The 23,248-nt window shown below is 57.6% G+C and carries 18 protein-coding genes and 1 rRNA gene; 14 read left to right on the top strand and 5 right to left on the bottom strand.

The genetic code is table 11. The annotated features are described in order from the left end of the window. The first annotated feature begins 158 nt into the window (after positions 1 to 158). From F591_RS0123485 to folE, 6 genes are all read left to right on the top strand, one after another. Entirely contained in the window at positions 159 to 1,517 is a 1,359-nt protein-coding gene (locus F591_RS0123485) for an IS4 family transposase (RefSeq protein ID WP_019536798.1), read from the top strand. 259 nt (positions 1,518 to 1,776) lie between these two features. Then, a complete protein-coding gene (locus F591_RS0123480; RefSeq protein ID WP_019537051.1) occupies positions 1,777 to 2,334 on the top strand; it encodes a DUF402 domain-containing protein in 558 nt (185 codons plus the stop codon). A gap of 143 nt (positions 2,335 to 2,477) precedes the next feature. Continuing rightward, positions 2,478 to 3,737: a tRNA epoxyqueuosine(34) reductase QueG gene (gene queG, locus F591_RS0123475; protein WP_019537050.1), complete on the top strand. Its 1,260-nt coding sequence runs from the start codon at positions 2,478 to 2,480 to the stop codon at positions 3,735 to 3,737. Between the two features lie 43 nt (positions 3,738 to 3,780). Then, on the top strand, positions 3,781 to 4,812 hold the full coding sequence (locus F591_RS0123470) for an HD-GYP domain-containing protein (protein WP_019537049.1): 1,032 nt from the start codon (positions 3,781 to 3,783) through the stop codon (positions 4,810 to 4,812). Between the two features lie 86 nt (positions 4,813 to 4,898). Then, positions 4,899 to 5,114: a YneF family protein gene (locus F591_RS0123465; RefSeq protein WP_019537048.1), complete on the top strand. Its 216-nt coding sequence runs from the start codon at positions 4,899 to 4,901 to the stop codon at positions 5,112 to 5,114. A gap of 149 nt (positions 5,115 to 5,263) precedes the next feature. Then, the gene (gene folE / locus F591_RS0123460) at positions 5,264 to 5,854 is read left to right on the top strand and encodes a GTP cyclohydrolase I FolE (protein ID WP_019537047.1); all 591 of its coding nucleotides are present in this window, start codon (positions 5,264 to 5,266) and stop codon (positions 5,852 to 5,854) included. A gap of 1,029 nt (positions 5,855 to 6,883) precedes the next feature. Here folE and gluQRS read toward each other — a convergent pair. From gluQRS to F591_RS0123435, 4 genes are all read right to left on the bottom strand, one after another. Then, positions 6,884 to 7,882, bottom strand: a complete 999-nt coding sequence (gene gluQRS / locus F591_RS0123450; protein ID WP_051109250.1) for a tRNA glutamyl-Q(34) synthetase GluQRS — start codon at positions 7,880 to 7,882, stop codon at positions 6,884 to 6,886. A 65-nt stretch (positions 7,883 to 7,947) separates the two neighbouring features. Beyond that, entirely contained in the window at positions 7,948 to 8,880 is a 933-nt protein-coding gene (locus tag F591_RS0123445) for an alpha/beta hydrolase (protein WP_040742405.1), read from the bottom strand. A gap of 150 nt (positions 8,881 to 9,030) precedes the next feature. Continuing rightward, positions 9,031 to 10,374: a Fe-Mn family superoxide dismutase gene (locus tag F591_RS0123440; RefSeq protein ID WP_019537043.1), complete on the bottom strand. Its 1,344-nt coding sequence runs from the start codon at positions 10,372 to 10,374 to the stop codon at positions 9,031 to 9,033. Positions 10,375 to 10,469: 95 nt separating this feature from the next. Then, entirely contained in the window at positions 10,470 to 11,459 is a 990-nt protein-coding gene (locus F591_RS0123435; RefSeq protein WP_019537042.1) for an alpha/beta hydrolase, read from the bottom strand. Between the two features lie 301 nt (positions 11,460 to 11,760). Here F591_RS0123435 and F591_RS0123430 point away from each other — a divergent pair, with 301 nt between their 5' ends. Continuing rightward, positions 11,761 to 12,504: an IclR family transcriptional regulator gene (locus tag F591_RS0123430; protein ID WP_019537041.1), complete on the top strand. Its 744-nt coding sequence runs from the start codon at positions 11,761 to 11,763 to the stop codon at positions 12,502 to 12,504. A 227-nt stretch (positions 12,505 to 12,731) separates the two neighbouring features. Here the strand turns inward: F591_RS0123430 and acnA are convergent, their stop codons facing one another. Then, positions 12,732 to 15,440, bottom strand: a complete 2,709-nt coding sequence (acnA, locus tag F591_RS0123425; RefSeq protein WP_019537040.1) for an aconitate hydratase AcnA — start codon at positions 15,438 to 15,440, stop codon at positions 12,732 to 12,734. A 252-nt stretch (positions 15,441 to 15,692) separates the two neighbouring features. Between acnA and F591_RS0123420 the strand changes: the two genes are divergently transcribed. The 7 genes from F591_RS0123420 to F591_RS0123390 all read left to right on the top strand — a co-directional run. Continuing rightward, on the top strand, positions 15,693 to 16,712 hold the full coding sequence (locus F591_RS0123420) for an amidase domain-containing protein (RefSeq protein ID WP_019537039.1): 1,020 nt from the start codon (positions 15,693 to 15,695) through the stop codon (positions 16,710 to 16,712). A gap of 361 nt (positions 16,713 to 17,073) precedes the next feature. Further along, a complete protein-coding gene (locus F591_RS0123415) occupies positions 17,074 to 18,192 on the top strand; it encodes a D-alanine--D-alanine ligase (RefSeq protein WP_019537038.1) in 1,119 nt (372 codons plus the stop codon). Between the two features lie 118 nt (positions 18,193 to 18,310). Continuing rightward, positions 18,311 to 18,637, top strand: coding sequence for a hypothetical protein (locus tag F591_RS0123410; RefSeq protein WP_019537037.1), 327 nt, complete (start codon positions 18,311 to 18,313; stop codon positions 18,635 to 18,637). Between the two features lie 136 nt (positions 18,638 to 18,773). Further along, entirely contained in the window at positions 18,774 to 19,757 is a 984-nt protein-coding gene (gene uvsE / locus F591_RS0123405) for a UV DNA damage repair endonuclease UvsE (RefSeq protein ID WP_019537036.1), read from the top strand. A gap of 98 nt (positions 19,758 to 19,855) precedes the next feature. Next, a complete protein-coding gene (gene fabI / locus F591_RS0123400) occupies positions 19,856 to 20,626 on the top strand; it encodes an enoyl-ACP reductase FabI (RefSeq protein WP_019537035.1) in 771 nt (256 codons plus the stop codon). A 372-nt stretch (positions 20,627 to 20,998) separates the two neighbouring features. Further along, positions 20,999 to 21,841, top strand: a complete 843-nt coding sequence (locus F591_RS0123395; RefSeq protein ID WP_019537034.1) for an inositol monophosphatase family protein — start codon at positions 20,999 to 21,001, stop codon at positions 21,839 to 21,841. Positions 21,842 to 22,995: 1,154 nt separating this feature from the next. Next, positions 22,996 to 23,248: ribosomal RNA gene (locus F591_RS0123390) — 16S ribosomal RNA — on the top strand; the annotation flags it as partial.

The following is a 23,248-nucleotide window of genomic DNA, read 5'->3' as shown; positions in this document are numbered from 1 at the left end:
AACTCAACTTTCGCACCTAGAAAATCAATGTAAAACCAATTGTGGAGCGGGCTTAGGGTCTGCTGATTAGCCAGCTTGCCAAAATAGAAAAACACCGCTTCGTTTGGTAAAGTGAGAGTAACGACTTCCACTACCAGACAGAAGAGGTGTCTTCCATCATGATAGATCATCAGCCCGACCTGAATCAACTGCCTAACGAATTAAAGCCCGCTTTTCAAGAACTGAAAGTGATGAAACATCTTCAACAAGCCGGATTCCGTAAGCGTTTTGGCTTTAGCTGTGCTCGGCTGTTTCAACTCGTCTTTGTCCTTCTGTTTCACCAGAAGAATTGGTTTCGACTGCTTGAGAGCAGCAAGGGCGACTCCTTTCCCGGCAAGGATGCCGTCTATCGTTTCCTCAACCATGCAGGCTTTGCCTGGCGTCGTTTTCTGACGTCGCTCAGCATCGCAACAGTGCAGAAGGTCAACGTTCTTACGTCGGCAAATCGGGACACCGTCTTCATCGTTGACGATTCGATGTTCGAGCGCAACCGCAGCAAAGCCGTCGAGTTGCTGGCCAGATTCAAAGATCATGCTACCGGCGCTTATTACAAGGGCTTTCGCATGCTCACCATGGGATGGTCCGACGGCCATACTTTCCTGCCGCTGGACTTCGCGCTGCTCAGTTCCAGCAAATCTGCCATTAACGGCATGAGTGAGAAGATCGACAAACGGACGAACGGCTATAAGCGACGTCAAGAAGCACTCTTGTCGGCTCCGCAAGTGATTGTTTCGATGTTGGATCGCGCGCTTGCCGCGGGAGCCACGGCCTCCTATGTCTTGATGGACAGTTGGTTCACGCACGCCCCCCTCATTGGGGAAATCATATCCCGTGGGCTCCATGTGATCGGCATGATCAAGAACGACAATAAGCGTTTCCTTGTTCAAGGCCGGAAGCTGTCGTTAAAAGAACTATATGCGGCAGCGTCTCCGGTGCAAAGCAAGAAACGAGGCATCCTTCGTTCGATTCGAACCGAGCTTGCCTCCGGCATACCGGTTCACGTAGTATTCGTCCGTCATCGCACGAAGAAGAACGAATGGCTCGCAGTGCTGACGACGGATCTTTCCCTCTCCGTGGAGGACGTCATTCGTATTTATGCGATCCGCTGGGACATTGAGGTCTTCTTCAAGTGCACCAAGTCGCTGCTTCGTTTGCAGAAGGAGTTTCAAGGCCGCTCCTATGATTTGCTGATTAGCCATACGACCATTGTGTTTTCCCGTTATATTCTGCTGGCCTGGCAGCATCGGCAAAGTACGGATGCCCGCTCGTTCGGCGGCCTGTTTTATGTGTTGTGCGACGAAGTTGGCACGTTGGACTGGGCGATCGCCTTGCAGCAACTGCTCGATCTGATCAACGAAATCGCAACAAAAGCAGGAAAAAAGCTTTCGACTCTGATTCAACGTCAACTCCAGCAATGGATTGCTGCTTTGCCCAACTACATCAAGGCTTGTTTGCCGATTTCATACTGCGAAAGTTGAGTTATAACAAGAGCATCTCGATCATTCGACGAAGACCGTCGGCGAATTTACAGGACCGAAGGCGACGGCCGATAATAAAGATTCCTCTATCATAGGCGTCTATCCTGATCATTCGACGAAGACCGTCGGCGATTTCTAGTACCGAAGGTGACGACCGATGATAAAGATTCCTTTATCATAGGCGTCTATTCAGGGAGATGAACCATTCGGCGTCGCAGGGAGGCGCGGACAGCAAACCGAGCAGAAGGGTCTGGACCTCATGGCGGATTTTACAAGCTACATTATTAAAAGCTTCAAACATGACGGCCACCTTCACCGGATGTGGCTGGAAAATTGGCGGGTGCCCGCAGAACGGCTCCAGGAGGAGCACCATCAGGACGGCATGCTCGTGTTCGTTAACTGCCATACAAAAATCGTAGAGGCGGACGGCAAGGAATGGATAAGCCGGATTCCCGGCATTTCCTTCTTCATTCCGAAGCGGTGGTTCAATGTCGTTGCGCTGATGGAAGAAGCGGGGATTCGCTATTACTGCAACGTGGCTTCTCCGCCTTATGTGAGCGGCCAGGTGCTGACTTATATCGACTACGATCTCGACGTCATCCGGATGCCCGGAGGCGATGTGCAGATCGTCGATCAGGAGGAGTATGAGCGTCATAAGACGCTGTATCATTATTCTGCCGTTGTGGACAGCAAAGTGCGGCACGGCCTGAAGGACGTGCTGGCACGAATCGACTCGGGCCAGGCGCCTTTCGATGACCGCACGGTCATATATTATTACAAGCTGTGGGAAGCATGGAAGCAGCAGGCGGCGCAATGAACAGCGCGCGGAAGCAGTGCGGGTCATGGCCGGCCTGCGTCCCGGGCGGCCGCATTTTCGGGAGCGGCTGCAAGGGGAAGAGGAGTGCGCGAGGAGAGGCGGGACGGGAACGGAAGATGCCGCGAAGCGAAGGGTGATGCAGGATGACGGAAACGAGCAGGACGAAGACGGAGCGGCAGAAGGTCAGCGACGTGGAGGCTACGCCCGCGACCGGCGGGGACTGGGCCCGTCTGAAGGAGGAGCTGCGCGCAGCGGCGGGCAGTCTCGGCATCGACAAGATCGGCTTCGCCAGTGCCGACCCGTTCACTGAGCTGAAAGAGATTTTGCTTAATCATCGGGCGCAGGGAAGGGAGTCCGGTTTCGAGGAGCCGGATATCGACAAGCGGATCGATCCGTCGCTGTCGCTTCCGGAGCCGCGTTCGATCATATCCATAGCCATCGCCTATCCGTCCAAGCTGGACAACCCCCCTCGCTCGGAGAAGGGGGCTTACCGGGGCATTTTGTCGCGGTCGGCCTGGGGCATGGATTACCATCACGTGCTCCGCGACCGGCTTAAGCGGCTGGAGGCCTGGGTCATGGAGCGGGTTCCGGGAGCGAGAACCCTATCTATGGTCGATACCGGCGCGCTGGTGGACCGGGCTGTGGCGGAGCGGGCGGGCATCGGCTGGCTGGGCCGCAATTGCTCCGTAATTACCCCGGAATTCGGCTCGTGGGTCTATCTCGGCGAGATGATTACGAACGTTCCTTTTCCGCCGGACGAGCCGATCCTGGAATCGTGCGGCGATTGCACGCTCTGCATCGATGCCTGTCCGACGGGCGCGCTGGTCGGGCCGGGGCAGCTGAACGCGCCGCGGTGCGTGTCTTTCCTGACGCAGACGAAAGGGATTATCGAGGACGACGAATTGAAGCGCAAAATCGGCAACCGCTTGTATGGCTGCGATACGTGCCAAATCGTCTGCCCGAAAAATAAAGGGCTGCACTTCGACAGGCATCCGGAGCTGAAGCCCGACCCGGAACAGGTCAAGCCGCTGCTGAAGCCGCTGTTGTTCATGTCGAACCGCGAGTTCAAGGAGCGCTTCGGCACAAGCGCGGCCTCCTGGCGGGGCAAGAAGCCGATTCAGCGCAACGCGATTTTGGCGCTTGGCAACTTCCGCGACGCCAGCAGTGTGCCGGAGCTGATCGAGCTGCTGCATAGCGACCCGCGGCATGAGATTCGGGCGACGGCCGCCTGGGCCTTGGGTCGAATCGGGGGCCGGGAGGCGAAGGAAGCGCTGCTTGCCGCGCTCGAGCGGGAAACCGACGAAGCGGCCCGGCGCGAGATCGAGAAGGCGGCTCAGTCCGCGGCGGCCTCATCCAGCGCCGAAAATTTCCGTCCAGCGCCGAACAATAGCGCCGAACAATGATGATACGGAAACATTATCGCGATGAATAAGGGGGAGACCCTCCATGAGATATGTGCACATAGACAATGTGGAGCCGGGACAATATTTGGGCCGAACGGTGTTCGCCGCCAACGGGACGGTCCTTCTTTCGGAAGGCGTGCAGCTGACAGTGTACATGATTACGACCTTGCGGCGAATCGGGGTAACGATGATCTATATCAAGGACCCGCTGCTGGAGGATGTGGAGATCGACGATCTTGTGTCGGAAGAGACCAAGCGGCTTATGATGCAGCAGATGGGCGAGGCGATGGAGGCGCTTCGCTCGGGCAAAGAGTTCAACATGAAGCGAATGAACGTCAGCATCGACACGCTGCTGGCCGAAATGATGGACAACAAGGACGTGCTGCTGCAGCTGTCGGACATCCGGACTCACGACAACGCGATGTATGTCCATGCGATGAACGTATGCATGATGTCCGTGCTGATCGGCATCAACATGGGGCTGTCCACTACGCAGCTTCGCGAGCTGGCGATCGGCGCGCTGCTGCACGATGTAGGCAAGCTGGAGACGATCGTCGACGATGCGTCGGAGGACCCGCGCAAGCATCACGCCTGGCGCGGATTCGAGGTACTGAAGAACAAGCGGGAGCTGAGCCTGCTGGTGGCCCATGTCGCTTTTCAGCATCATGAGACGATCGACGGGCTTGGCTGGCCGCGCGGGCTTCCCGCCGGCGAAATTCATCTGTACGCCAAAATCGTCGCTGTAGCCAATGTCTATGACAACCTGCTGTATCCTCCGGGGACGGGCTCCCGCATGCTTCCCCATGAGGCATGCGAGCATCTCATGGCGCTGGGCGGCAAGACGCTCGATCTGGATGCGGTCATTCACTTTATGCGCATCATTTCCGTATATCCGACCGGCACCTCGGTGCGTCTCAGCACGCGCGAGACCGGAGTTGTCGTCGGACAGCACCGGGGATTGCCCGGCAGGCCGGTCATTCGCGTCGTCAAGCAGGGCGCAGCCGGGGATCTGGACGTCAAGGAAGTGGACCTGGCCAAGCATACGACCGTTTTTATCGAGAGCGTGCTGGAGTAATCATTTGTATCTTATCCGGCGTCATGGTAAGATGATGGGTGGATGCTTGACTTGGAAAACAACAGTTTTGAGGTGAACCGGCAGGTATGTGGTGGAATTATGTCATTCCGATCGTAACCTTGATTGTGGGCGTTGTGATCGGATTTTTCGCAGGGGTCTACTATTTGCGGAAGCAATTGGAGAAGATGCAGAGCGATCCGGAGCTGCTGCAGCGAATGGCCAAGCAAATGGGGTATAATTTGAACAATAAACAGATGCAGAAGATGCAGCAGATGATGAAAAATAAAAAATTCCGCCCCTAAAGCCCCGGAGCCTATCTTGCGGTTTTGGCGGTGTATGCCGGCAAAATGTCATTGGGCAAGAAGGTGACGACCGCTGACGAAATCCGTTCGTTACGGCGTCTATTCCCGAGAGGGCTTTCTCTTTAGGCGACAGAGGAGTGCGATCGGCTATGCCGGCAAAAGAATATAGAAATACCCGCGTTGCGGAGAACAGGGAATTGGTTGAGCACCATGTCCGGGAAATACTGCGGCTCATCGGCGAGGATGTCGATCGCGATGGGCTCAGGGATACGCCGGCCCGGGTTACGCGCATGTTCGAGGAGATTTTCGCGGGCTACGAAGCGGATGTCAAAGACATCCTTGGGGTCGCTTTCGATGAGAACCACGAGGAGCTTGTCATCGTGAAGGATATCGTGTATTACAGCCAATGCGAGCACCACATGGCTCCGTTCTTCGGCCACGTGCATATCGGCTATATTCCCAGCGGCAAAATTGCCGGCCTCAGCAAGTTTGCCCGTCTCGTTGAAGCGATCACCCGCAGGCTTCAGGTGCAGGAGCGCATCACCTCGGAGCTCGCGGATATTATCGAGCGGGAGCTGGAGCCGCACGGCTGTATGGTCGTCGTTACCGGCGAGCATCTGTGCATGTGCGCAAGAGGGGTCAAGAAGCCCGGCAGCAAGACGGTGACTTCCGCCGTGCGGGGCCAATTCCGGACAAGCTCGGCGCTGCGCTCGGAGTTTTTGTCCTTGATTCGGGAATAACAAGCCATATATCGGGAAAACAAGCTATAGATTCGACCAGTGCAAGAACGACCCTCACCGGGTCGTTCTTGCTTTAATGTTACAGAAAGTTTAACTTCGCAAAAGGCTTAAAGCGAAGTGCGACTTTCTGTACCAAGAAAAACGACCGCTTAAGCTGCGGCCCGTTCATCCTTGAATGGACATCGATAGACGTTTTTCGCATCATAGGACTTCCTCGGGCCCGGTGAAACGAATCTGTCCTGAAGAAGCATCATGGACATGGGGAGCGGTTGCGGCCAAGTACGGGAGGCAGCTGAGGCTGAGTGGGACTAAGGAAGGCACAGCATTTTCGGGGAAGCGTGGAAGCGTGGAAACGGTGGAATGGCCTCAAGCCGCTGGTCTGGTTGCTGGCTTGCAAACCCTACGTTGCAAGCCTCACTTTGCAGGCCTCGCGTTGCAAGTCTCGCGTTGCAAACCTCGCGTTGCAAGCCTCACTTTGCTGACCGCGGGCTCAGCGTTTCCTCCTGCCTGCGGATCGTTGCAACGATGCGGGTTCGTTTTGCCGGGCTTTGCCGGCAGACCTTGGGCTAACGCTAGCCACAGAGCTTATTTCCCTCGAAACCATCGATTTGAAATTGTAACGCAAGTAAGCAGCCTTATTCGGCATTTTGGGGTACCCGACTCAGCGTTTTTGACAAAATAGCGTTACCTAGTTGCGTTACATTTTAAAAAGGCAGCGTTTCAGCAAAATAGCGTTTGTCACTTGCGTTAGAGAGGATATTGTGATGGGGAGACGATAGACGGTATTCCTGCCGACGGTCGGCCGGGCGTGTGCCGGCGTGTGCTGCCCGCTGAGCGGTGTTGCCGGCGGCTGTCGCTATGCCGAACGGGCGTGTGCCGACGTGTGCTGCCCGCTGAGCGGCGCTGCCGGCGGCTGTCGCTATGCCGAACGGGCGCGTGCCGGCGTGTGCTGCCCGCTGAGCGGTGTTGCCGGCGGCTGTCGCTATGCCGAACGGGCGTGTGCCGGCGGCTGTCGCCCTGCTGAGCGGGTCAAGGCACCGATAGCAGCCGAAGCATGTTCTCGCTCACGATCACTTGCTTCTGCGGAATGCGGGAGAGCTCGAAGCAGGGCGTCAGCTCCCGGGCTTTGAGTGGTTCCGGTCGTTCCAGCAGCCCGGCAAGATGGGCCAATTGGCCGATGAGCCTCTCCGGCGAGCGGAGCGTCTGGCGAATGCCCCGCAAGGTGACGGAGCCGTGGCGCTTTGACAGCCGCCGCCCGTCCGGACCATACAGAAGGGGGACGTGAGCGTAGCGGGGAGCCGGCAGCCCGAGGGCCTTAAGCAGCAGGAGCTGCCGCGGCGTCGAGTCGAGCAGGTCCCAGCCCCGCAGCACATCGGTGATGCCCATGTCTGCATCGTCCACGACGACTGCGAGCTGGTAGCCGATGATGCCGTCGGCCCGCTGCACGACGAAGTCGCCCCCGGCCCCGGCGGGGAACCGCTGCGGCCCGGCAATGCCGTCCACGTAAGTCACCTCATGCTCCGGCATGGCGAAGCGAAGGGAGGGCGTCTTGGCAAGCGATCTCGCCTGCCGCTCCTCTGCGGTAAGGCCGCGGCATATGCCGGGGTAGGCCGGGCCTTCGGCGGCAAGACCATGCGGCGCGCTGGCGATCGCCATCAGCTCGGCCCGGCTGCAGTAGCACGGGTAGAGCCAGCGATCGCGCTCCAGCCGCGCCAACGCTGCGCGGTAGCGCTCTTCCCGGGCGCTCTGCTCGTACGGCCCGTACGGGCCCCCGATATCCGGGCCTTCGTCCCAATCGATGCCGAGCCAGCGAAGATCGTCCAGGATTTGCTCGGCATATTCGGGACGGGAGCGGGGCTTGTCGATATCCTCTATCCGCAGCACGAACGTCCCGCCCGCGCGGCGGATTTGCAGCCAGGCGAGCAGCGCGGCGAAGGCGTTGCCGATATGCAGCAGGCCTGACGGGGTCGGAGCGAACCGCCCGCGCCGGGCTGCCGGCGAAGGCGCTGGTCCGGACTTGTCTGTCATATGCATTCCTCCTTGATGGCCGCTGTCCGGCGACAGCTTGTCCTTGCACTCGAATAGCGGGTCATTCAACAGTTTGGAGCTCCCTTCGATAGCCGGTCCAGCCACTGCAGCACATCGAACGTCACTTCTTCCCGGTTGGTCTCGTTCAGCAGCTCGTGCCTGGCGCCGGGATACAGCTTGCACTGAACGTGGCGCAATCCGAGCTGCCGGTACAGCTCGGCCAGCTGCCGCACGCCCGCGCCGAATCGTCCGACCGGGTCGTTGTCGCCGGAGACGATCAGGATCGGCAGCTCTCTGGGAATGCGCCGCAGATGCTGCGGCTGATGAATATCCCGCAGCCCGGCGAAGAAATCCCGGAAGAAGCCGGCCGTGAAGACGCCGCCGCAATAAGGATCGGCGATATAGCGGTCGACCTCCTCCGGGTCGCGGCTTAACCAGTCGAACGCGGTGCGGACCGGGCGAAACCGGCGGTTGTACCCGCCGAAGGTCAGTGCGTTCAGCAGCCGGCTGCGGTGCCCGTCGCCCCGCCAGCGGGCTTCCAGCCGCGCCAGCAGCAGGCCGAGGCTGAGCTCGGGGCCCTTGGGCCCGTCCGATCCGGACAAGATGACCCCGGCCAGCTTCGCGGGATACCGGTACATGTACCGCTGGGCTACAAACGAGCCCATGCTGTGGCCGAACAGGACGATCGGCACGCCGGGGTGAAGTTCGGCAATCCGCTCCGTGACGGCGGCCAGGTCGTCCGTCATGCGGGCGAAGCTGTCCGGTCCCGGATCGCCGACCGCTTCAGGGCGCCCGGCGGTGCGGCCGTGACCCCGATGATCGCCCCCATAAACGGCGTAGCCGCGGGCCGTCAAGACCGTGGCGAACCGCTCGTACCTCGCCGCCGTCTCCGCCATGCCGTGGGAGATCTGCACCACCGCTTTCACCGATTCGCCGGCGCCGTCAGGCAGCCAGCCATAGACATACAGACTCGCCCTCGCATCTGTTCCGATATTCATGAAGCCATGCTCCGCTCGCATAGTGTTCCTCCCGACAAACGGCTTATGGCTAAATTATCGTATATCTGCTGCAAGAAATAAAGCGCCCCGGCAGCTGGTCAAGAAGTCCGGCGCGAAGACCGGGCTTTAAGCCGCGGGGCGATATTCTTCTCAATAAGGCAGCCAGCGCAGCGCGCGGGCTGCGGAGTAGCGTTCGTTCACATGATCCCAATTGACGACATTCCACCAGGCCGCGATATATTTGGGGCGCTCGTTCTTATATTTCAAATAATAGGAGTGCTCCCAGACGTCAAGCACGAGCAGCGGGATGACGTCCCATTGCGACAAGTTCTGGTGCTTTTCCGCCTGCAATATTTCCACCCGGTGGCTGCGCGGACTCCAGACGAGAATGGCCCATCCGCCGCCCTCCACTTTTTCCGCTGCCGCGCTGAAATGCTTCTTGAACGCATCGAAGCTGCCGAACGTTTTGTTAATCTCCTGCGCGATCGGCCCCGTAGGCTTGCCGCCGCCCTGCGGCTTCATCACGTTCCAGAACACCGTGTGCAAGTAATGGCCGGCTCCGTTGAACGCCAATTCCCGCTCCCAATGCTTCACCAGATCGAAATCACCGGACCGCCGCGCCTGCTCCAGCGCTTTCTCCGCTTTGTTCAAGCCCTCTACATAGCTGAGGTGGTGCTTGTCGTGATGCAGCCGCATCGTCTCCGCGTCGATATACGGCTCAAGCGCTTCGTAGGCATAAGGAAGCGGTGGCAGCGTATGACCGCCGATCGGCACAGGCTTCAAAACGCCCGGAGCGGCCGGCGCTTCGTTGCCCCCCCCTGACCATGTGCCTTCCTGCGTCGCCGTCCATTCGCGGCCGTCTTCCCGACCGAGCAGATGAATGAAAGCTTGCTTCTCCCCGGGGGCGCTTTCGTCATTGTCCTGGCGTCCGCTCTCGGCGCGTGCTTCCGCTTCCGCGGCGCTTCTTGGCGCTGGTTCTGAAGCACCGGCTTGAAGCGGCCCGGGCGGTTGAAAGGCGTCCGCGTCAGCGGGGCGGGACGGCTCTGCTTCCCGGCGCATCGGAACCCAATGGGCGACGCCGGTGACCGATTGCAGCACACCGAGGAAATATTCCGATTCGCGGATGATGTGAAGAAGGACGGTCTGCACGACAGGATTGGCCTTGACCGGCTTACTGCGTTCCTGCAGCAGGAACAGCTGGCAGATGAACTCCTGCGATTCCGCCTTCGACCTGGCCAGCAGCTCATCGATGCACCGGCATACATAAGGGCTGAGCGGGCCGTGCGTGCGCAGCGCCGTCTCGATCCACTGCTGGCTGGCCGCTTCGGTCCGGGCAAAGATATCTTCCCACCGATCCAGCCATTCGACATACTCGGGCTCCAGTTCCGGGACCAGCGCGCGGATGACGACGGTATGCTCGCGCTCCTGCATTTTCCAAAAACGGATTTCTTCCAGCACTCTGAGCGGCATAAGCGTCCCGTAAACATTCAGCATAGCCAAAAACCTCCCCGTGTCCGTTGCCCGCGACCTGCTCTGTGAGCCAGGCGGGCATCCAATGGACATTGTATTCGGGAAGGCCGATAGATATATCAATGATGGGAATATGTCCTTAAAAATCCTGTCGTCATCTGCAAGTACGCATCCTTGTGCGCGCGATAGATCAGCTCGTGGCCGTCGTTCGGCAATAGCCACAGCTGGGAACCGGAATCGGCGGCCTGACGATTGTAAATATCCTGGGCGATTTCGTACGGCGCCTTCTGGTCCATTTTGCCGTGAATGAAAAAGATCGGCATGCGGTACTGCGCTTCTTTTACCGTCTGGTACGGAATTTGCTTGAAGCTGATCCCGTTGATGATCGGGAAGAAGAAATGGACGAGCGGCTGCGAAATCGACGGCAGATTGGCCACTTGCTTCATGTTATGATACAATGTCGCTGGCTCCAGAATGAACGTGCTGTCGAGAATCATGGCGTCGATCAGCTGCTTGTCGTGCAGCGCCGCCTGCAGCGCGGTGCCTGCGCCCATCGAGAAGCCCCATACGAACACCTGATCCGCTCCGCGTTCTCTGGCATATTGGACCGCTCCGAGCAGCTCCTCGGATTCGCGGACGCCGCCGTTGACGATCGCTTGCGGCTGGACGTAGCCGTAGTCGAACATGAGCACGTTGTAGCCCTGCTGTTGAACCGCTTGGGCCAGATCGTAGATCGGCACCCAGATTTCTTCCCGGTTGCCGCCGTAGCCATGCGAGAAAACGACAGTTTTGCCGGATTGCGAAGGGGAGGAGGCCGGAATGTACCAGCCGGACAGCTCGGTCGAGCCGTTCAGGCTGGGGAAGCGCACGTCCTCGTAGGAGGCGCCGAACCACGCTTTCGGATTCGACACGAGCGGGTCGATGTGCGGCCTGGCCAGCATCCATGCGATATAGGCATGGAACGCAATGATGAGGCTTGTGGCAAACAGCGCGAGCGACAGCAGAGAAACCCAGAGCCAGCGGTATTTGCGTAAAATCGTGACTCGATTGGAAGCGGTTCCAACTGATGTTTGATTAATAGGCACAGGGGGTTGAACATTGCCTTCCATGAGCGGATCCCTCCCGAGATGTACATGATGAACGGACGGCAGGCAGCGATCGAATAATCGGGAAACCGCCGAGATCCATAAAATTTAGATCCTTATGTTTTAATAGTATACGGGTTGTCGGATCACGTCAATCGATAGGAGCAGATGTAAACAATCTGTAATGCTGCTGTAATATTTGGAATAGAAATGGAAAAAGTAGCGCGTGTTAAGGGAAAATTTGGGATGACCAGTGGCGCATTTTCCGAAAATTAAGTATAATATATTTCAACTAGTGAAACGGATTTTCGGGGAGTGGAATGGATTGGAGGATGGCAAATTAACGGTACGCGCGGTGGAACGGGCGCTGGATATACTCCTCTGCTTCGCGGAAGCGGAAGACTTGAGCTTGACGGAGATCGCCGCGAAGGTAGGGCTGCATAAGAGCACGGTGCATCGGCTGCTGGCATCGCTTGAAGGCAAGGGATTCATTATACGCGATCCGGCCAGCGAGCGTTACCGGCTCGGCTTTCGCATCTGGGAGCTGTCGGCGAATTTGACGCACAGCGACGATCCGGCGCTTATTTTCCTGCCGGAGCTCGAGCGGCTGAGGGACCAGATCGGCGAGACGGTCAGCCTGTATGTCCGCGACGGCATGGACCGCTTGCGCGTGCAGGCGGTGCAGAGTAATCAGGAGATTCGCCGGGTTGCACCTATCGGGGCAAGACTGCCGCTGTATGTCGGCGCATCGAGCAAAGTTCTCGTCGCATTCGCCGATCCGGCCGAGCAGGAGCAAATCTTGAGCGATCCGTCGTGGCCGGCTGCGGTGGACCCGGATCTATACCGCAAGCAGCTGGAGGAAGTGGTCGCTCTCGGGTACGCCACCAGCGTGGAGGAGCGCGAGCCCGGGGCGGCCGCTGTGGCGGCGCCGATTCTGAACCGGGCGGGCCGACTGATCGCCGCGCTGGCCGTGTCCGGCCCGTCCAACCGGCTGACGCTGGAGACGATGATGCAGATCGCTCCGGCCCTGGTAGAAGCAGCCAGGCGTATGGGCAAGATGGTCCGCTAGCCGGGAAACGGCGCCGAGGCCGATGCAGGTTATTGCCGGAATTTCCGGCTTTATAAGAGCCCGGGGTGCTGTTATCACCATCTGACGGTGCCGCGCAAGGCATAGGCGTATATCTTGAACATTCAGCGCTTGTGCGCAATAAACAGCAGAAGGCGCCGTCTCCGATCGGAGAGCGGCGCCTTCGCGATTCTACGCTGCTTGCGCTTGGCCTGCTATGGCGTTCAAGCTTACTTCATGATTTGGCGAAGCACCGTTTGCAGGATGCCGCCGTTGCGGTAGTAGTCGACGTCGACCATGCTGTCGAGGCGAACGATGACCTCGAAGCTGAACGACGAGCCGTCCTCGCGAACTGCGTTTACGGTCAGCTTTTGACCTGGCTGCACGTCGTTGGACAGGCCGACGATGTCGAACGTCTCGCGGCCGGTCAGCCCCAGCGTCTTCCAGCTTTGGCCTTCGGTGAACTGCAGCGGGAGCACGCCCATGCCGACGAGGTTGGAGCGGTGAATCCGCTCGAAGCTTTCGGCGATGACAGCTTTCACCCCGAGCAGGAACGTGCCTTTGGCCGCCCAGTCTCGGGAGGAACCGGTGCCGTACTCTTTGCCGGCGATCACGACAAGGTTCGTGCCGGATTGCTGGTATTTCATCGATGCATCGTAGATCGACTCGACTTCGCCGGTCGGCAGATACGTCGTTACGCCGCCCTCCGTTCCCGGAGCCACTTGGTTGCGGATGCGGATGTTGGCGAATGTGCCGCGCATCATGACCTCGTGGTTGCCGCGGCGGGAACCGTAGGAGTTGAAGTCCTCCTTCTTCACGCCGTGCTCGATCAAATATTTGCCGGCCGGGCTGTCGACCTTGATATTCCCGGCAGGGGAGATATGGTCCGTCGTCACGGAGTCGCCGAGCAGAGCCAGCGTTTTCGCCCCGCGGATGTCGGTGATGTCGTCCAGCTCGGAGCCCAGGTTCGTGAAGAACGGCGGGTTTTGAATGTAAGTGGAGTTCGGATCCCACTCGTACAGATCGCCTTCCGGCACGTCGATGGCGTTCCAGCGCTCGTTCGCGCGGAAGACGTCGGCATATTTCGCGCGGTACAGATCGGGACTCATGGCGCTTGAGATCGCCTCTTGAATCTCTTGCGAAGTCGGCCAGATGTCCTTCAGGTAGACCGGCTGATTCGACTGGTCGTAGCCGATCGGCTCGTTCGCCAGGTCGATGTTCACCGTGCCGGCCAGCGCGTATGCGACGACCAGCGGCGGAGAAGCCAGGTAGTTCGCTTTGACCTGCGCATGAACGCGGCCTTCGAAGTTCCGGTTGCCGGACAGTACAGCGGCAACGGTCATATCGTTGTCGGCGATCGCCGCGCTGACTTCATCCGGCAGCGGGCCGGAGTTGCCGATGCATGTTGCGCAGCCGTAGCCTGCCACGTGGAAGCCGAGCGCTTCGAGCGGCTCGATCAGGCCGGCCTTTTGCAAATATTCGGTAACGACCAGGGAGCCCGGCGTCAAGCTGCTTTTGACGTAGCCCGGTTTTTTCAGACCGCGGGCTACCGCCTTCTTGGCGACGAGCCCGGCGCCGATCATAACGCTTGGGTTAGATGTATTGGTACAGGAAGTGATCGCTGCGATGACGACAGCGCCTGTGCCCATCGTGCTGGTTTCGCCGTTCGGATGCTTGACCGTCACTTTCTCGGCGATCTTCTCCTCGGACAGGCCGTAGCCGCCCTTCTCGATCGGCGTGCGGATAATCTCGTTGAACGACTGCTTCATGTCCGTCAGCTCTACGCGGTCTTGCGGGCGCTTCGGACCGGCCAAGCTCGGTACGACCGTAGCGAGATCCAGCTCGATCACGTCGCTGAATACCGGGTCCGGCGTCTCGTCGGTACGGAACATGCCTTGCTCTTTATAGTATGCTTCCACGAGCGCAATCTGCTCTTCGGAGCGTCCGGTGCTGCGCAGGTAGTTCAGCGATTCGGAGTCGACCGGGAAGAAGCCGATTGTCGCGCCGTATTCCGGCGCCATGTTGGCGACTGTCGCGCGGTCAGCCAGGCTGATGCTGCTGAGGCCCGGGCCGTAGAACTCGACGAATTTGCCGACGACGCCTTTCTTGCGGAGCATTTGCGTAACGGTCAGCGCCAGGTCGGTAGCTGTCGCGCCTTCTGCCAGCGTGCCGGTCAGCTTGAAGCCGATGACTTCCGGCGTTACGAAATACAAAGGCTGGCCGAGCATGCCGGCTTCCGCCTCGATGCCGCCTACGCCCCAGCCAACGATGCCGAGACCGTTGATCATGGTCGTATGGGAGTCGGTGCCGACGAGCGAATCCGGGTAAACCTCGGTTTCGCCGTCAACGACCTTCGTAGCCGCAACGGATGCGAGATATTCCAGGTTTACCTGGTGCACAATGCCTGTCGAAGGCGGTACGGCGCGGAAATTGTCGAACGCTGTCTGAGCCCAGCGCAGGAAGCGGTAGCGCTCTTCGTTGCGCTTGAATTCCAGCTCGATATTTTCGTTGAGCGCGGTTTTGGAACCGAACGCGTCGACCATCACGGAGTGGTCGATAACGAGATCGACCGGTACGAGCGGGTTGATCCGCTTCGGGTCGCCGCCGGCGCGCTTCATCGTATCTCTCATAGCCGCCAGGTCGACGACGACCGGCACCCCGGTGAAGTCCTGCAGCACGATCCGCGCAGGGATGAACGGAATTTCTTTATTGGCGTCGCGATCCGTCGCCCATCCGGCGATTTGCTTCACATGCTCGTCTGTAATGGCGCGTCCGTCATATTGGCGGATAGCCGCTTCGAGCAGCACCTTGATGGAGAACGGCAAGTTCGACACGACGCCGTGTCCTTGCTCTTCAAAGGAACGCAGGCTGTAGTAGTTGTAGGACTTGCCGGCAACGTTCAGCTGCTTGCGGACCTTGAACGGGTCTTTCTTGGACATATCGCATGGCCTCCTTATCAGAATGTCGCTTTTTGGATCTTGTTTCATCTGGTGAAACTCGATTTCAAAATTGCTCTATACATAGTATACATGCTTGGTGGCCGGTTCGTAAAGATTCATTTGCTTCAATGGGCAAAAAAGGCTCCGCCGCTTACGAATCATTTTTGCAGGCGTTTCTTCATATGATGGGTCATAGGCATCCAACAAAGCTTACGTTTCCTCATAAGGACGAAACCATCCGGAGGTGCCCGTATGCCCTGGAAAACGACGCTGTACGATTACGTCCATCATCGCAACCAAGCCGACCTCGACTGCACGGTGGAATCGATGTATCCTTACGTGTCGGACATCCATTATTTGGATATGCGCTCGCGGCTGCTCGCCCGCAGGGCGGAAGAAGACGCCTCCCGCGCCTTCTCTCCGTATAAAAACGAGACGCGCCTCGCCGTACTGCGCACTGTGCGGCGCGGCGAGGCGATCGTGGCGGACATCGCCATGAAGCGGACCGCGATCGGAATGATCCGTCACGAGGAGCTGGAGGAGCAGCGCATCGAGCGGGAGCGGATCACGCTGGAGCCGCTGGAGGACCGCTGGCTCGTTACGAAGATCGAGCCTCTCGACAACGAGCTCGGGCTTGTCGTCAAGCCAGCGGGCGTCGGGGCGCTTCCGGAAGCGGACGGCGCGTTTGCCGCCGATGGCCTGATGAGAGCGCCGTCCGTGCCGTATTTGAATCCCGGCATGCTGCCGGCCATGCAGATCGGAGCCCGCGTCTCATTCGACCGGGGGAAAGCGGTCGAGTATGCCGACAAATGGTGGAACGGCAGCAATCCGGCCTATCTTCATTTCGAAGTCGACTGCACGAATTATGTATCCCAGTGCCTCTTTGCAGGCGGTGCGCAGATGAACTATACTGGTAGGAGAGATTCGGGCTGGTGGTACCGCGGCCGCAGCGGCGGACGGGAGCTTTGGAGCTACAGTTGGGCTGTCGCCGGCAGCTTGCAGTTTTATTTGCTGACAAGCCGCAGCGGCCTTCGCGCCAGGGAAGTAGAAGACCCCCGGCAGCTTGCGCCCGGCGATGTCATCAGCTACGACTGGGACGGCAACGGCAGGTATCGGCACAGCACAATCGTCACGGCCAAGGACGGCAACGGGATGCCGCTGGTCAATGCCCACACCGTGAGCAGCAGACGCCGATACTGGAGCTACAAAGATTCCCCGGCATGGACGGACAATACGCGCTATCGTTTTTTGCATATTGCCGATACGCTGTAAACGCCTATGGCAAGCGATGGCTTCGCCAGCGGCCGTCGCCTGCGGTACTGAACATTCGCTGACAGACATTCGTCGAATGATCAGGATAGACACCTATGACGAGCGGTTCCTGTCGTCATCGGTCGTCACCTTCGGTGTTGAAAAATTCGCCGGAGGGTTCCGTCCAATTTTTCAAGATAGATTCCGTAGCCTTCACTGTACTTTTGCGACCAAATCCTCCTTGAATTGGCGCGTTCCGTCAACCGGCGTTTTCTTCAGTCATTTTTGCTACTGCACGCCGGTCAGCGAACAACCTCTTTTAGGCTTTGCCATTTAAGGACTGGGCATGCATCATCCAAACACGTTCGAACCGGAGGTTGTTATGAGCCATAAAATTCGCGTAGGCCTGATATACGGCGGCCGATCGGGGGAGCACGAGGTTTCGCTGCAAACCGCGCTGGCTGTCGTCAAGGCGTTTGATTTTGCCAAATACGAGGTGCATCCTTACTACATAACGAAGAGCGGGGAGTGGCGCCAAGGGCCGCAATTGACCGGACCGGTCGAATCGGCCGAACTTCTGACCTTCGAGCAGGAGCGAGGGCTTGGGGCCGCTGCCGCTTTGCAGCCAATATTTGCCGCCGGGTCCGTCGTTCAAGGGGAAGCGGGATCGGCCGCAGCGCCATTGGACGTCGTTTTTCCGCTGCTGCACGGCACATTCGGAGAGGACGGAACGATTCAAGGGCTGCTGGAGATGGCGGGGATTGCTTATGTCGGCGCAGGCGTCCTGGCCTCCGCCGCCGGCATGGACAAAGTGATCATGAAGAAAATTTTCGCGCAGGAAGGGCTGCCGCAGTGCGCCTTCCGTCATTTTACGCGGGCGCAATGGGAGAAGGACCACGTGTTCTTTTTGATGGAGACGGAAATTGCGATCGGCTATCCTTGCTTTGTCAAGCCGGCCAATCTGGGCTCCAGCGTCGGCGTCAGCAAGGCGAGAAATCGCGACGAGCTGATCGCGGCCATCGAAACCGCGTTTCGTTTCGACCGCAAAGTGATCGTCGAAGAATTCGTCGAAGCGCGGGAGCTGGAGGTAGCCGTGCTCGGCAATGACGACCCGAAAGCGTCGGTGGTCGGCGAGATCGTCTCTTCCAACGAATTCTATGATTACAAGGCGAAGTATGTTGACGGCAAGTCGTCGATGATTATCCCCGCAGAGTTGCCCGGCGAAACCGCGGATCATCTCCGCGAGCTGGCTGTGCGGGCGTTCCTGGCTATCGATGGAGCCGGTCTCTCCCGCGTCGATTTCTTCATGAGGAAGAGCGACGGGCAAATCTTCATCAATGAAATCAACACGATGCCGGGATTTACTCCGTTCAGCATGTATCCGCTGCTGTGGAGCGAAAGCGGAAAGCCGTACCGCGAGCTGCTGGACGATTTGATCGGACTTGCGCTTGAACGCCATGCGTCCAGACAGAAGCTCCAGTACACGTTCGATCTGGGATAGGTTGAAGCATGGCTCCCGGCGCCGCGTACCCGGCGTTTCCGGGCCTGGCCGCTTGCAATCGGCGTCTTTCTTCCCTTATGCTAAGGCTAACCGAAACATTGTCGAAAGGAGCGCTAGCATGGGATTTCAGACCGAGTTCAATTCCGTCTGCAAGTTCAAGTCCGAACAGGAGCTGTACGAGCTGCTGGAATACGGCCGCAGTAAGATGGTGAAGCAAGGCTTTCGCGTGTACCCGACGGGACAGAAGGTCATCGCCTATACGCCGGATAATCAGGCTGTGGCGATCGTGAAAATCGTAGCCTCCATTGCCGAAATCAACTTCCAGGGCGAGGAGATTACCGAAGTGGAGATGGAGCTGGTGCGCCGGCTGACGGAAGAGGAAGCCCGCATTCAAACGTCGCTCGCCGCAGAAATGTTTTTCGGCGAAAGATCGGTTTCTTCATAAGAAGTTCCCCCGGGTGGCCCCGGGCAATATGAACATCCCTTAGGACGCGGAAGAAGCGTCTCCAAGGGATGTTTTGTTGTTTTTAGCCCTGCGGGGAACGCTAATAGGCAGTATCCGCAAGAGGAGCGTGATCTGCATGATCGTTCGTCTGGGCTATGTCGCCATGTCGGTTCTCGTTAAAAATGCGTCGCCCTCCCAAACGATGACCGCGGCCAATTTCGTGAAAATCGCGGACAGGGAAGCGGCCGTTCGCAAGCTGGAACGGATTGCAGCGGACAATATTCGCAACACATTGCGCCTGCTTAAGCATAACCGGGCATACGACATCAAAATATACCGCTGTTCGTCGAGACTGATTCCGCTCCTCGGACACGAGCTGCTGAAGGAATGGGACCCTCTTCCCGCATTGGCCGCAGACTTTGCCGAGCTGGGCCGCTATGCGAAGCAGCACGGCATGCGCCTGAGCTTTCATCCCGAACATTACACGGTGCTGAGCACGCCGCGGCACAATGTGCTGGAGAGTTCGCTCGCGGATCTGGAACGGCACGTTGCGATGCTGGAGGCGATGGGACTTAAGCTCTCCGCGAATTGCAACATTCATATCGGCGGCACGTACGGCAACAAACCGGCGGCCCGCGCCCGGTTCATCGAGCGCTTTGCCGCGCTTCCCGAGCGAATCGCGCGAAGCATCACGCTGGAGAACGACGACAAAACGTTCAATGCGCTGGAGACATTGGAGGTGTGCGAGACGGTTGGCGCGCCGATGGTGCTGGATCTTCATCATCATGAGGTGAATAATGCCGGAGAAGCGGCAGAGGCGCTTTGGCCCCGCATTCAAGCGACATGGGAGAACGCTTTTCCGTTTCAGATGGAGGGCGGCAGGCTTCCTCCCAAAATTCACGCCTCCAGCCCGAAAAGCGATGCCGAGCCGCGCAGCCACGCCGATTACGTCGATGCGGCGAAATTGCTCCGATTTTTACGGGCGATTGCTCCAATGACTCCGTGCCTAGACGTCATGCTGGAGGCGAAGCAGAAGGACGCTGCGCTGCTCAGGTTGATGGAGGATGTTCAACGCGAGCCCGGCGTCTCCTTGCTGACTCAGGCTTCCTTCGAAATATGAGCCAGGAGACTTTTTTTCGACTTGTAAAAATCGGAAAAATCGGTTATTTTGAGGAAAGGTGCTTGTACATCGAATCCAGGGAGAGGGGACAGCAGCCTATGAATTCTTTGGTAGCCGGCAAAAATATTGTTGTTATGGGAGTCGCCAACGATCGCAGCATTGCGTGGGCCATCGCGCAATCGCTCGCCGCTCAGGGGGCGCGGCTCGCTTTTACCTACGAAAGCGAGAGGGTTGAGCAGCGCGTCCGCAAGCTCGCCGATACGATCCACGGTTCCGTTGTCATTCCATGCAATGTGACATCGGATGAAGAGATCGACCGGCTGGCGGAACGGCTGCGTGAACAATTCGGCGTTCTCCACGGTATCGCACATTGCATCGCTTTTGCCAAGACGGAAGAGCTGGAGGGCATGTTTGTGGACACGTCGCGCGATGGCTTCGCCTTGGCCCATGATATCAGCGTCTATTCCCTCGTTGCCGTCGTTTCGAAGCTGTACCCCTTGATGACAGAGGGCGGAAGCGTCGTGACCATGACTTATCTCGGAGCGGAGAGGGTTTTGAAAAATTACAATGTCATGGGCGTGGCGAAGGCTGCCCTGGAATCGAGCGTCCGTTATTTGGCCGGAGACTTGGGGCCGTATAACATTCGCGTGAACGCTATATCGGCCGGGCCGATTCGCACGTTGGCTGCCAAAGGCATTAAAGATTTCAACTCCATTCTCAAGCAGGTGGAGGAGAAAGCTCCCCTGCGGCGGACGACGGAGGCGGCAGAGGTCGGAGATACCGCGCTGTTCCTGATGAGCCCGCTATCGCGAGGCATTACGGGAGAAGTGATTTATGTAGATAGCGGTTATCATATCGTTGGCGTTTGATTCTGGCCGGCCCAAGGGCAGTTGTTCGTTTTTTTGGCGAACGACTGCTATTTATTTATCGTTACAGAAAGGTTAACTTTGCAAAAGCGATAAAGCGAAGCGCGACTTTCTGTACCCAAAAACAACCGCTAAATCGCGGCCCGCTCATCCTTGAAAGGACTTCGATAGACGGTTTTCTTAATTGTCTGCCGCCGGTCCTGTGACACGCATGCCGTTTTACAGAGATGACATAAATCGGGACGAAACGCTATAGCTTTTCGAACGTATATTAACTATACTGAAAGTGAAAACGGGATGAACTTATTAAGCTTATTTCCGCGACGAAAGCTCGGAAGCTTTGTTCGTTTCCAGTAATGATGAAGAGGGTTGATTGTGTTGGCAAACCACACGCTTGGAAGCAAAAGCTTTACGGCTGTTGCCATTAATACGGCGTCCAAAGCCGGTGAATGGATTCAAAGCAAGCTGGGCGATTATAACAGCTTACATACAAAATCGGCAATGAACGATCTGGTGACCGAAGTGGACAAGGGAGCGGAAACGATGATCCGCAACCTGATCCAGACGCACTTTCCCAAGCACGGCATCCTTGGCGAAGAATCCGTCGAGCCGGGGCCGGACGCTTCCCGGCAAGCTTTGGCGAAGCTGAGCGGCGCCGAATATTTGTGGATTGTCGATCCTTTGGACGGCACGACCAACTTCGTGCACGGTTTCCCTTTCTTTGCGGTATCGATCGCGTTGGCATATAAGGGAGAAGTGATCGTTGGCGTGGTGTACAATCCGGTGCATAACGAGCTTTTTGTTGCCGAGAAAGGTAAAGGCGCTTACGTCAGAGGGCGCCGCTTGCGGGTATCTGCGGAAGCGAAGCTGTCCGACAGCCTTGTCGCCACCGGCTTTCCGCCGGATAAGGATCATGCCGCGGTGAACATGCGGGGGCTTCAGGCGCTCAGCGGCAAGGTGCGCAATATTCGCGTGAACGGTTCCGCGGCGCTTCATATGGCTTATGTCGCTGCCGGTCGGCTAAGCGGATTTTGGGAAGTGGGGCTCAATCCGTGGGATATTGCGGCAGGCTCTCTGTTAATCAGCGAATCGGGAGGCATGGTGACCGACCCGCTCGGTCAGCCGTACAACCTGAATGTGCGGAACGTCGTTGCCAGCAACGGATTGATCCATCAGCAATTTATCGACGAACTGAAGGCGGCGGAAGCAGCCGAATAAGACGGCCAATGATAACCTGGATTCCTTGGGGGAATTCAGGTTATTGTTTTTTGCGGCGATCAGTGGATGCTCAGCCGGCGGCACCCGAACTCCGCGTTCGCGGTCGAGCTTCGCGTGAGAGGTCGGCCCCCGCGTAAGCGATGCCCTTTCCCGGGCGCAATCGGGCACTTGAGGCGACGATATACGTGTGGGGCGCGTGCCCGAGCGTTCACTGCCTCTCTCGGGCCAGCCCATGAGGAGGTGATATATGTGCGAGGCATGTGCCCGAGCGCTCGCTGCCCTCCCTGAGCATATGAGGCGACGAATCCTGCAAAAAATACAACATTTTCCGTATCCTTCGTACCAGAGGAAGGGGAATGTTGTATTTTGTGCAACAATTTGGGCGAGATTGGCTGCAAACCCGGAAGCATCGCCCGAAAAGTTGCACTTTCTACAACAATGAGCGCCCAGTGCGGTTTATTGCCCCGTTTTTTCTGCACAAAATACAACATTTGCTTTCGGCGGCGGTATCCACGCGCTCAATTTTCAATACCGCAGGTGACGAAAGGGATCGCTTGTCCTTGGCGCTTCTCCTTGCGGAATCCGCCATCGGTCGGCCTTCGCTATAGAAAGAACATTCCGGCATTTCGCCGAAGCTTTTCTATAAAAGTCCCTTCATGCTTAAACTCTGCACAAAGTTCAACTTCGCTGGATTAAAGCGAAATGCGACTTTCTGTACCAAAAAAAATACCGCAGAGCCGCGGGCGCTCATCCCTGAATGGACGTCGATAGACGTTTTTTCTTAATTTTGTTCAGAGCATTGGTTTGTTGCGGGATATTTTTTAAAAATTTTGTTTGCAATTCGCCTGAAGACGTGATATATTATTAATCCGTTAAGCGATCACTTCATCTTCGGATAAGCCGCTTAACAGACAGGAAGAAAATTTCTTTAAAAAAGTCTTGCATCTTCCTAGGCGAATGTGATATATTAAGAAAGTCGCCGCTAAACAAGGTGACGATGAAGTGAGAAGCTGGAAAGCAGTGATGCGACTGGCTTCGTAGTAGAACTTGTCCTTTGAAAACTGAACAACGAGCAAGTGTTTGTGCGACTTGAAGCAAGTCAAAGCAATGAGCTGAATCAACATCCAATCCCCTTTCCGGGGTAAAAGCAATATTTATTGGAGAGTTTGATCCTGGCTCAGGACGAACGCTGGCGGCGTGCCTAATACATGCAAGTCGAGCGCTGGATGATTTCCTTCGGGGAATTATCCGGAGCGGCGGACGGGTGAGTAACACGTAGGCAACCTGCCCGGAAGACCGGGATAACTACCGGAAACGGTAGCTAATACCGGATAGGTGGCTTCTTCGCATGGGGGAGCCAAGAAACGCGGAGCAATCTGCGGCTTACGGATGGGCCTGCGGCGCATT

Origin of the sequence: Paenibacillus ginsengihumi DSM 21568, from assembly GCF_000380965.1 — a bacterium.
In the GTDB taxonomy this organism is placed as follows: Bacteria; Bacillota; Bacilli; order Paenibacillales; family NBRC-103111; genus Paenibacillus_G; species Paenibacillus_G ginsengihumi.
Note: the sequence above shows the minus strand (reverse complement) of the source record. Positions and strands in the feature narration are given on the sequence as shown.